General features: G+C 35.5%; 11 protein-coding genes. 2 read left to right on the plus strand and 9 right to left on the minus strand.

Features of this window, described 5'->3' with window-relative positions:
* Positions 1 to 369 precede the first annotated feature (369 nt).
* The gene (locus tag LD028_RS07720) at positions 370 to 984 is read left to right on the plus strand and encodes a sodium/glutamate symporter (protein WP_237811469.1); all 615 of its coding nucleotides are present in this window, start codon (positions 370 to 372) and stop codon (positions 982 to 984) included.
* On the opposite strand, the gene LD028_RS07725 is transcribed toward LD028_RS07720, so the two are convergent.
* Together LD028_RS07725 and LD028_RS07730 are read right to left on the minus strand one after the other, a co-directional pair.
* Complete coding sequence (locus tag LD028_RS07725; protein WP_237811470.1) at positions 926 to 1,687, minus strand: methyl-accepting chemotaxis protein; 762 nt, start codon at positions 1,685 to 1,687, stop codon at positions 926 to 928. The genes LD028_RS07720 and LD028_RS07725 overlap by 59 nt on opposite strands.
* Positions 1,684 to 1,911, minus strand: a complete 228-nt coding sequence (locus LD028_RS07730; RefSeq protein ID WP_044732144.1) for a glutaredoxin family protein — start codon at positions 1,909 to 1,911, stop codon at positions 1,684 to 1,686. Before LD028_RS07730 ends, LD028_RS07725 begins: the two co-directional genes overlap by 4 nt.
* Before the next feature lie 129 nt (positions 1,912 to 2,040).
* Between LD028_RS07730 and LD028_RS07735 the strand changes: the two genes are divergently transcribed.
* Positions 2,041 to 2,718 (plus strand): Crp/Fnr family transcriptional regulator, encoded by a 678-nt coding sequence (locus tag LD028_RS07735; RefSeq protein WP_237811471.1) that lies wholly within the window; start codon positions 2,041 to 2,043, stop codon positions 2,716 to 2,718.
* A 56-nt stretch (positions 2,719 to 2,774) separates the two neighbouring features.
* Here LD028_RS07735 and LD028_RS07740 read toward each other — a convergent pair whose 3' ends face one another.
* The 7 genes from LD028_RS07740 to LD028_RS07770 form a co-directional block, all read right to left on the minus strand.
* On the minus strand, positions 2,775 to 4,202 hold the full coding sequence (locus tag LD028_RS07740; protein ID WP_237811472.1) for a dihydrolipoyl dehydrogenase family protein: 1,428 nt from the start codon (positions 4,200 to 4,202) through the stop codon (positions 2,775 to 2,777).
* Between the two features lie 15 nt (positions 4,203 to 4,217).
* A complete protein-coding gene (locus LD028_RS07745) occupies positions 4,218 to 4,799 on the minus strand; it encodes a CDP-alcohol phosphatidyltransferase family protein (RefSeq protein WP_237811473.1) in 582 nt (193 codons plus the stop codon).
* 2 nt (positions 4,800 to 4,801) lie between these two features.
* Complete coding sequence (locus tag LD028_RS07750) at positions 4,802 to 5,461, minus strand: TVP38/TMEM64 family protein (protein ID WP_035066427.1); 660 nt, start codon at positions 5,459 to 5,461, stop codon at positions 4,802 to 4,804.
* Positions 5,455 to 6,441 carry an ABC transporter ATP-binding protein gene (locus LD028_RS07755; RefSeq protein ID WP_238803078.1) on the minus strand — a complete coding sequence of 329 codons (987 nt, stop codon included), beginning with the start codon at positions 6,439 to 6,441 and terminating at the stop codon, positions 5,455 to 5,457. The genes LD028_RS07750 and LD028_RS07755 overlap by 7 nt, the downstream gene beginning before the upstream one ends.
* A gap of 9 nt (positions 6,442 to 6,450) precedes the next feature.
* Positions 6,451 to 7,113: an ABC transporter permease gene (locus LD028_RS07760; protein ID WP_237811475.1), complete on the minus strand. Its 663-nt coding sequence runs from the start codon at positions 7,111 to 7,113 to the stop codon at positions 6,451 to 6,453.
* A gap of 128 nt (positions 7,114 to 7,241) precedes the next feature.
* Entirely contained in the window at positions 7,242 to 8,108 is an 867-nt protein-coding gene (locus LD028_RS07765; RefSeq protein ID WP_237811476.1) for an ABC transporter permease, read from the minus strand.
* A partial coding sequence (locus LD028_RS07770) for an ABC transporter substrate-binding protein (RefSeq protein ID WP_237811477.1) occupies positions 8,086 to 9,231 on the minus strand: 1,146 nt, incomplete at its 5' end. The genes LD028_RS07765 and LD028_RS07770, both read right to left, overlap by 23 nt.

Consider the following 9,231-nt stretch of genomic DNA (forward strand, 5'->3'; position numbering starts at 1 on the left):
TATTTTGACAAAAGTGATTTTTCATTATTCTCTAGAGTCACCTTTTTTATTTCAAAGGGTTGCTGTCACTATTTTTTTATTCTCGATCGGCTTTCAAATATCCCTTTTTGTGAATAAACTTTTTTTCAAACGTTTCGTCATTTTGTTAGCAATATGTGTTGCATTATTATTTTCTTTCGCATTCATATCATATTTCGTTCCACAACCGTATAATTTTATTATGGACGACTGGTTTTTTGCATATAATGAAGATTTCATCAAATTGACTGTCCCGTCTTATATTCAAAGTGAGATCGTATTCTGGGGTTATGGACAGTTAGCTATTGTTTTTTTCTAACACCTGTTTTTTTACTGATCGTGAGTAAATGGTTGAAAAAACAGAACATTTCTAATAGCATGGATCTAATCAACCATTTGTATCAAGAAAAAATGACAATTCCTTTCACGAGGGAAACAGCTTATGTTATCCTGTTTTCATTCGGAATTGTCGTACTTACTCAACATATAACGGTGCTTTTTCTTTATGATTATGTGTATGCAATGTTTGGTGGTTTCTGTTATGGTTTATTAGCGAAAACTAAACAATTAAAACCGGATGAAAAAACGATCATGTTGCAACAACTAGGGACAGTAGGACTGTATTTATTTATTATGACTTCAATACAAAAAATAGCTTTTTTTGATTGGACTCGATTGTCTTATACATTCTTTTTTATACTTATATTAAAAACAATTATTGTTGCTGTATTTGTTGTTCGAACTGTTACATGGTTGTTTTCTAACTTATCTTTTTCAGAGAAGTTAGTATCCGCTGTTGCTGGATGGTCATTTATACTTAGCGCGCCGATTGTGTGTATGCATGGAATGAGAACAGCAGTTAATAAACACGGTGCTGTTCCCTACATATTGCTCATCATCCCTCCCATCATTCTGTGGTTGGTAAATTATATACATCTAGCGCTGCATCTAATCCTTTTGCAATAACTTGACGATTTTGGGAAATGGAATTGCTTAACGTCCCCAATTGAGCGCTTTTTTCTTTTAATATGGAAGAAATGGAAGTTAGATCAGCTTTTTGTTGATTTACACGAGAAATTGATTGATCGATACAATTAAATCGTTCTACTGTTTTTTGGACGATATCCATTCCTTTTTCCATTTCTTCTCTTCCTGACTTAGATAATTGATAAATACTCTTTATTTCATTGATAATAGAAGTGACCGATTGCCTAGCTTGTGTTGTTGCATTTGTGCTTTCATCAGAAAGTTTTCGGATTTCTTGAGCAACAACACCAAATCCTCTTCCATCTACTCCTGCCCTCGCTGCTTCAATCGAAGCATTTAAAGCTAACAAGTTGGTTTGGGCAGATATTTTGTGTAGCGATTGGATAATTTCTGTTAATAAAGTAGACAAATCCAATAATATATTTGATTTATTTAATAACATAGAAGATAAACCATCAATACTTTCCATCACCTTCGTCATCTCATCCATAGACAATTTTCCATCTTTTGCATATGTAGCTGCTTCGTCTACTTGTTCGTTAATTTGGCTAGACATTTCCGATAAAACAATGGACAAGTTTACAATGTCTTCTGCAAGGTGAAGAAACTGTCCCATCTGTTCTTTTTGATCTTCCATTACTTGTTTTGCATTTTTAATTGTTTGAATATTTTCGTTTCTCATCTTATTTCTCCTTTCATTAATAAAATGTCACTTCCGACAATGATTCTGTCATCTGAAACGAGCACGGGAGCAATGATCTCTTTCATCTTTTTCTTTAATTGTATAGCAGCAGAAGGGTTTTTTAATATATTTATTTCTAAAAAAGGGATATTTTCTTCAAGTAAATGCTTTCGTGCCATATGACATTTACTACAACCATCGATCGTATAAAGAATATAATTCATAAAAAAACCTCCTAGCGTAACTATTTTACACCATTATTTTCTCACATACTGTAAGATGGATTACAGGAATCGATAAAAAAACAGCTATAATGTAAAGAGGGAGTTTATTGCTAAGGAGGCATATGCAACGTGGATAAGTTATTTTTATTGTCACAAATTAGTCTACTTGATGAGCTACCGATGGAAGAGTTGCACATCATTGATCAAATAAGCGAAATGAAACCTGTAAAAAAAGGAACGCTTATCCTATCTCCAGACAAAAAAATTGAAGCGTTGTTCTTGCTAAAAAAGGGGCAAGTACGTTTGTATCGTATGAACGCAAGAGGAAAGCAGTTTACAGTTGATATTTTAGTTGATGGAAATATTTTTGGTGAAACATCGACTTTATCATTAACGGATGATCAAATATATGCGGAAGCAATGACTGATACGTACTTATGCTTGTTAGGTAAAAAAGAATTTGAAACATTTATCGAAAAAAATCCAAAAATCGCCTTGAAACTTATTCATATATTGTCAACGAGGTTAAAAGAATTATACAGCTTAAGTGAAAAAATCGCCTTAAGTGATGTGAAATACCGGATTTTGTATTTGTTATTGAAACTAAGCGAAAAAACAGGAAAACGAAAAAAGGAATGGCAAACAATTGGAATGAAACTCACCCATCAAGACATCGCTAGCATGGTTGGTGCATCGCGCGAAACAACAAGCGCAGTTATGAGTCAATTAAAAAGAGACGGCTTTATTAAAAAAGGAATTCATTTAGCTATTCATGTCGAAAAAGCATTAGAGCTATTAGATTATTGAAGGGACTCGCCAAGAATGAGTCCCTTTTCTTAGATCGTCCTATTGTTTTATGCTTATTATCGGAATAATCGAATGTATTGTTTCACTAATTTTGGAATCCAGCCGCGAAATAATTTCTCGCGCCAATATAAGTCAGCTGTATGTTGAACGGCTGCTACATGAGTTGGATATGGGTGTATGACATGAGAGAGTTGACCAATTTTTTTACCAAACTGCTTAGCAAATACTACTTCCTGCATCCAATCCCCTGCGTTTTGGCCTACAGCATGTGCTCCAATGATGTACCCTTTTTTATCAGTAATTATTTTTACCATTCCTTCTGTTTGGAAGTCTGCTACGAAACGATCGACATTAGATAACGGTGTTTTAAAGATATGAATACGATCGTGTTGTTGTCGAGCTTGTTGTTCTGTTAATCCCATATGAAAAATTTCCGGATGAGTGAATGTGACCCATGGTACATTCGCGTAGTTTATTTTTCGTTTTAATCCTAGTACAGCATTTTGCACAACTAGTTTCCCTTCCATTCCAGCTACATGTGTAAATGGGAATTTTCCATTTACATCTCCGATCGCATAAATAGTCGGAACATTTGTCTGCAAATATTCATTCACGATAATATGTCCTTTGTTATCGTACTGAACACCCGCTCTATCTAGATCAATTGTATCTGTATTAGGAACTCTTCCAGAAGCAATCAGGATATCGGTGGCTTCCATCTCGATTTCCCTGTCCTGAGTACGGATTACAGCAATTTTTCTATTATTTTCCGTAGCTATGATTTTTTGAATAGATGCATTAGTATATATCGTTAGCTCACGCATCAGTTGTTTTTTTACTAATTGAACGATTTCTTCATCTTCTTGTTGTAATATCTCATTAGAACGTTCAATAACAATCACTTCACTCCCTAGCCTTGCCATGGCTTGAGCGAGTTCTATACCGATTGGACCACCGCCAATGACAAGAAGCTTTTTAGGCACGAAATCAATGTTGAATATTGTTTCATTTGTTAAATAATTAACTTTTTCTAAACCATCAATCTGAGGCACAAAAGGTCTTGATCCTGTTGAAATGACTATGCGCTTTCCAAATATCGTTTCCTCATCGTTGATCCATACGTTATGAGCAGAACGTAATTTTCCTTTACCAATATACACATCGACCCCTAATTTTTTAAATCGGTCAATATCGTCATGGTGTTGAATGTGCATAATGGCTGCTTTGATTCGCTGTGTAACTTGATTTAAATTAATATTTCCTTCTATGTTCATCCCCCATTCCCTTACTTTTTTTGCTTCATATATTTCGGAAGCTACTTTAATAAGCGCCTTTGACGGAACACAGCCGAAATGTAAGCAATCACCACCAAGGTGTGTTTCTTTTTCGATAAGAGCTACTCTCGCTCCAAGAGAAGCTGCCCCGGCAGCTACAGTCAATCCTCCTGCCCCTCCACCGATGACAATAAGATCATATTGTTTCAATTATCTCACACCCTTTCAGTGCAAAAGTTGTCGAGCTTCATGTAAACGTTGTAACCCTGTAAACATTTCTACTACAAAAAATAACAACGTAATAATCAGAACATAATTAGGCAGCAACATCATAAAAGAAAAGAAAAGAAATCCTTCTGTACGTTCAGCCAACCCCGCTTGATAATAAAATGATTTCATTCCTTTTTTTTCAGAAACAGCGCCCACTGTTAAAAACACCGTAATGGAAAAAATAATCGAAGCACTCAATAACAGAAGAGCCCATTGGACATGAGGATACTTAAACGCAATTCCTAAAATGACACTAATTTCAACAACGCGATCAAATGTTACATCCATAACTGTGCCCCATGGCGACACGTTTGTCTTTCTTGCCATCGTTCCGTCGACCGCATCTAAAAATCCAGAAATCCATAATACGACGATGGCTGCAACTGCATAATCAAAATAAAAAAGAATTCCTGAAGAAAGACCAATCAAAAAAGATATCATAGTGACTTGGTTTGCCGTTAATCCTATTTTCAAAAAAGAGGAAGCGGTCGTTTCAATAAGGGGTTGCACATATTTTCTTGCATGTGTATCGAGCACGGTTATTCTCCTTTCTGTTGTAATCCTAATTTTTGTCGTATTTTTGTATTTGTCATAATTGGTATAAGTGAAACGATGACAAACACAAAGACGGCCAAACCAATTATTATTTGATTTTCAGAAACAACACTAGAGCCCAAAAAATTATAAGCAAACGTTCCAGGGATAATACCGATCCATGTCGCCATTAGAAAATGGACGAACTTCACATTTGCTATTCCGGCTAAATAGCTGACGAAATCAAACGGAAAAATCGGAACTAGTCGTAATAAAAGCACATACGCAAACCCATTTTTTTGTAATTGTGTTCGCAGTTTCGTTGTTTTCCCTTTCCAACTTTTACGAATCATTCGTTCTCCCAATTTTTTAGCGACAAAAAAAGACAAGCTGGCTCCCAACGTTGCGCCAATGACAGTGTAGATAGTCCCCCACCATGAACCAAACGCTAATCCCGCTGCTAATGAAAGAATAGAAGCAGGGAAGAAAAGAAATGGACGAACTGTATATATGCCGATAAAGATTATAGGTGCAAATGTTCCAAAAGATAAAATCCACTCACGTATTGCTTGTGGTTTTATATTAATATAATGTTGATTAAACCAAATAATAAAGATAATAATGACTATGGATACGATTACTTTCCATATTGTTCGTTTTAACATGTTTCTCCATCCTTTTTAAATGTTTGAATATGTCCCTTTGAATGCACACCAACCCAAACATATTGCATGTTAGAAAAAGGAACATCGCTTTGAATGATGACATCTGTTTGCAAATCGATGATATTTATCTGATAGAAAAACTTCCCGTATTTCATGAATGCTTCTTTTACAAGCCCTTTCCATTTCACATACCATCTTTCATTTGGAGAAGTAGACATTTCTATATGTTTCGTATGAATAAACAATTCGTTATTGATGACGATACCATCGCTAAAAAATTCTGCGACGAATGAATTAGCCGGGTAATCATATACTTGTATAGGACTCCCACATTGTTGAATTATTTTTTTTCCCATCACAACTACTCGATCCCCAATCAACATTGCTTCTTCCTTGTCATGCGTAATAAAAATTGTCGTTATTTTTTTTTCTTTTAACCATTGTTTCATCCATAAGCGAATTTCTGCTCTCAATTCATTGTCAAGGCTGCTAAGAGGTTCATCGAGCAGCAACAACTTTGGGTTGGTAATTAATGCTCTCGCTAGTGAAATACGTTGTTGCTGTCCACCAGATAATTGGGATGGATAAAAGTCTCGAAAGTTCTCCATGTTAATTTTTTTTAAATATAACGAGACTTGTTCTAGTCGCTCCCTCTTTGTCATTTTTGTAAAATTTAACCCGTACATTATGTTTTCAGTTACTGTCATATGGGGAAATAATAACGGTTGTTGAAACATCATGACAATCGGGCGACGATGAGCAGGCTCTGCTGACATGTCTTTTCCTTCAATCCATATATGACCTTCATCTAATTCTTCCAGACCTGCTATGCATCGAAGAAGTGTTGATTTCCCTGCTCCTGATGGTCCTATCAAACTGATCATTTCCCCTTCATTTATATCCAGATTAATTGAGTGAAAAACTGTTTCATTTCCATATGCTTTTTTTAAAGAATTGAGGGAAATAAATGCATCTCTCATATACACACCTCAACCATTCTGTTTTCGATAAGGAATAAAAATTTGAATCAGCAACTCAAATAAGAGAAGTACAGTCAGCGGCAAAATCGCAAAAATAAGCGAAAAGCTTGAGATAACCGATTCCTTTACTGTTGATAAAAACGGAAAATAAAGAGTTGCAATTGTCACAACATTTCCACCACCAATTATTGCCGTCAATACGTATTGACTAAGAGAAATAACGAAAACAAGAAACACAGTGCTTCTTATACTTGGTACAAGAAGCGGTAGGTAAATCGAATAAAAACTGTACCATTTGCTACTACCGAGTGAAACAGCTTGGTCTTCCAAATGCGGTCCGATTCGTTCAAAAGAAGCATGAAATATTTTAATTGTATATGGAACAGATGGAAGTAAGTGAACGATGACAACGCCCATCCAATGGTCAGTGAGCCCTAGTCGAATCATTGTTAGATGAAGTCCCATAACTACAGCTAAGCTTGGAATCAAGATCGGAAGTGTGAATAGTAACTCAAAAAACCATTTTCCTCTGAAAGAATGAAAAGCAATGATTCTCCCGGCAGGTATAGCAATTAATAAATTCAATAAAACGACGGTAATACCGATTAACCACGAAGATTGAATGGCTTGCCATATCCGTGGTTCTTTTAATAAAATTTCCCATCCGTTCAAACTCCATATTTTTGGATATAGATCCCCGTATCTCCAAGAAAAAGAGAAACTCTTTAATGCTAATAAGATAACGGGTATGACTAGAAATAAAGTAGAAAAAAAGAAAATGAGATTGTTCCTCTTTCTAATCACACTTTTCCATTCCCTTTCATCATGTGATATCGCTTCTTTATTAAGAGGGAAGTATATGCCATCATAATAGAGAAAATAAACATCGTTACACTCAACATAGCAGCGAACGCTTTCGGACGATTACTCCAATCCCCTTCAAAAAACCATTCGTAAACAAGGAGAGAAATCATTTTTGGATACGTCGTGCCAAGTAAATATGGTACTTCATAAGCAGATAAAATAAATGAAAAAACGATGATGCTCGTTTCGAACAGAATCGGCATAATCCATGGCCACTCAACCGTTTTAAATACATCCCATTCTTTTCCACCAAGTGTCCTCACGACGGAGGATGACTGGTGATTCAGTTGATGATAGGCTGGAAGAAGCATGAGTATAACGAAAGGCGTTTCTTTTAAAACGTACGTAATTATTATTCCAATTCCATGAGAATCATTTATGATGACTGGAAATTCATTCGGTTTATGAATGATACCTATATTGTATACAAGTGAAGAAAACCATCCAGTTTGTGAAAACAATAACACCATCATATATCCCCAAACAAAATGAGGAAATAACATTGGAATCCAGTATACAATTTTCAAAAAATCGTTTTTCCAACAATGATAAAGCCATCTTGTAATCAATAAACCAATGAATATAGAAAAAAAGGTGGATACAAAAGCAATCGAAAGGCTATAATTCAGCGATGCAATAAAGATATCGTTTGCGAATACGTCGACATAATATTGGAAAGTCAATTGTTCGTTCTTGTGTATACTTTCTGAGATAGCCATGATCACTCCGTATCCAACGAGTACAATTGTTAAAATAAATGGTGGAAGAAGAAACAACAAATTACTTTTTCCGGACAATTTCATGGAGCCAATTCTCCTTCAGCCATCCCACGTAACGCGGATCTACTTCTGGAAGTAAGTGCTTTTTTAAGATATCTGATGGTAATACTGATTTCCCACGATTGATTTCGTTTAATGCTTGTTGGTCTTGTTCAGATAACTTGCTCGGATCTAATGACATGCCTTCTCCCCAATATGTTGGACGAAACTTTTCTAACTGTGCTTTAGGGGATAGAAGAAAGTTAATGGTTACCATCGCACCGGCTTTATTTGGACTGTTAAAAGGAATAGCTAAAAAATGTGTATTACCGATTGATCCAGATTCAAACACAAAAGAACGAGTAGATTTCGGAAATATTCCGTTTTTTATTAGACTTTCTGCTCGGGCTTCATTGTACCCCATTGTCATCCATACTTCTCCTTGACTATATAGACGATCAAGTTCTGTTAAAGAATTCGGATACGTTTCTCCCCTATGCCACAAATACGGTTTGATTTCATTTAAATATGTCCACATTTTCTCTGCTTTATTTTTTACAAATTGTGGATCATACCCTCGTTCTAGTAATTTTTCAGATCCGCCTACTGACTCGTAAAGGAGGTGACGTAAAAATGCATTTCCTGTAAAGTCCGTTGGCTCAGGGTAAGTGAATTTTCCAGGGTGCTCTTTTATCCAATGCTTTAACTCAGCAAATGTTCTAGGCGGCTGAGATATTTTATTTGCGTCATACAAAAATACAAATTGAACCTTTCCCCATGGTGCTTCTAATCCGTCTACAGCTGTACCGAAATCATATTGTATATTTAAACTGTGAGCGTCTATATATTTTTGGAAATTAGGAAGTTTGTTCGTGATAGGACCAAATAGTAAATCATTCTCTTTAGCATTTTTAAAGTTTTCTCCATTAATCCAAATGATATCGATTGTTCCTTTCTCTTTCTCTGCTTTCTTTTCGTTTAGTAATTTTTGTAAAATTTCGTGTGTATCCATTGGAATTCGTTCAAGTGTAATTCCATATTGTTTTTTTAGTTTTGGGGCTACCCATTCATCCATATAATGATTAATTCCTTCATCTCCTCCCTCTAGAAATGTTGATATATCAAGGTTTCTTGGCATCATAGGGGTGCCAAAAAAATTTTTTCGACA

Source organism: Anoxybacillus sp. LAT27 (assembly GCF_022030075.1).
GTDB classification, from domain to species: domain Bacteria; phylum Bacillota; class Bacilli; order Bacillales; family Anoxybacillaceae; genus Anoxybacillus; species Anoxybacillus kestanbolensis.